2 protein-coding genes and 1 pseudogene are annotated in these 1,539 nt (G+C 38.9%); 2 read left to right on the top strand and 1 reads right to left on the bottom strand.

Annotated elements, in window-relative coordinates; translation table 11 throughout:
- Both GMD4S_RS08730 and GMD4S_RS08725 read left to right on the top strand, forming a co-directional pair.
- Positions 1 to 231: pseudogene (locus GMD4S_RS08730) on the top strand (SPFH domain-containing protein); the annotation flags it as partial.
- Positions 232 to 337: 106 nt separating this feature from the next.
- Complete coding sequence (locus GMD4S_RS08725; protein WP_001130031.1) at positions 338 to 553, top strand: capsule biosynthesis transcriptional regulator; 216 nt, start codon at positions 338 to 340, stop codon at positions 551 to 553.
- Between the two features lie 92 nt (positions 554 to 645).
- Here GMD4S_RS08725 and GMD4S_RS08720 read toward each other — a convergent pair whose 3' ends face one another.
- Positions 646 to 1,386 carry an amino acid ABC transporter ATP-binding protein gene (locus GMD4S_RS08720; RefSeq protein WP_000189490.1) on the bottom strand — a complete coding sequence of 247 codons (741 nt, stop codon included), beginning with the start codon at positions 1,384 to 1,386 and terminating at the stop codon, positions 646 to 648.
- Between the last annotated feature and the right edge of the window lie 153 nt (positions 1,387 to 1,539).

The raw sequence follows: 1,539 nt of genomic DNA, 5'->3' as shown, positions 1-1,539 counted from the left end.
CAGCGTAAAGCAATTGTTGACGGACTAGCTGATTCTATCCAAGAGTTAAAGGGAGCCAATGTTGAGCTAACTGAAGAACAAATCATGTCTATCCTATTAACGAACCAGTATTTAGATACGTTGAATAATTTTGCAGATAAAGAGGGTAATAATACAATCTTCCTACCAGCAAATCCTAATGGAGTCGAGGACATAAGAACTCATATATTATCGGCTTTAAAAGCCAAATAAAAATATGCAGAATAATATAGTTACGACGAATATATGTTTTTTTATTGACAAATGAAATAAAAACGTATACAATTAAGTATTGTAAAGAATAATTTAGGAGAAGAACATGGCTAAGTCGAACTTTGAAAAAGTAGAAGCAGTTGTTGGCTGGGTTCGTGATAAGAAAATCACAGGCTACCGTATCTCTAAAGAAACGAATGCGCGTGAAATGTCTATCATTGCTCTAGCACAAGGACGCGCAAAAGTTAAAAATATTTCATTTGAAACAGCTCTTGGTTTAATCGATTTCTATGAAAAAAATCATGAAAAATTTGAAGATTAAACTGTGGTCACAGGCAGATTCCTGAATCGAGTCTGCCTTTTCTTTACAATTACAAATTAAAAAGACTGCATTCTTTATGCAGTCTTTGTTTATTAGCTGAGATAGCGTTGAAGAAATTCTTTTGTCCGTTCTTCTTTAGGGTTCGTGAAGAGTTCTTCTGGTTTACCTTCTTCAGCAATGACGCCCTTATCCATAAAGATGACACGGTGAGAGACATCGCGAGCGAATTCCATTTCGTGGGTTACAACGATCATGGTCAAGCCTTCTTGAGCCAAATCCTGCATAATTTTGAGGACTTCTCCGACCATTTCAGGGTCAAGAGCAGATGTTGGTTCGTCGAAGAGAATGGCATCAGGATTCATGGAGAGAGCGCGGGCGATAGCCACACGTTGTTTCTGACCACCTGATAGTTGCTTCGGTTTGGCTTGCCAGTAACGTTCTCCCATACCAACTTTTTCGAGATTCTCTTTGGCAATTTTTTCAGCTTCAGAGTGGTCACGTTTGAGTACAGTTGTTTGGGCAACGATCGTATTTTCAAGGACATTCAGATTTTCAAAGAGATTGAAAGATTGGAAAACCATACCGAGCTTTTCACGATAATGGGTGAGGTTATAGCCTTTTTCTAAGACATTTTCTCCTCGATAGAGAATCTCACCCTCTGTAGGTGTTTCTAGTAAATTAATCGAACGAAGGAAGGTTGATTTTCCACTTCCTGAGCTCCCGATGATGGAAATAACCTCTCCTTTATGGACGGTGAGAGAAATGTCTTTTAGCACTTCGTTTTGCCCATAGGATTTTTTGAGGTGTTTGATTTCAAGGATTGCTTGTGTCATTTTTTCAAATCCTCCGTTTGCATTTGGTTAGCACCTGTAGTGTAAGTATCCATGTCCATACGACGTTCGATGAAGCGTAGGATACGGGTCACAGTAAAGGTGAGGACAAAGTAAATCACGGCGATGATGGTAAAGGTCTGGAAGTATTGATAA

The organism is Streptococcus sp. GMD4S (genome assembly GCF_000296955.1).
This window is presented reverse-complemented; position numbering and strand designations above follow the sequence as displayed.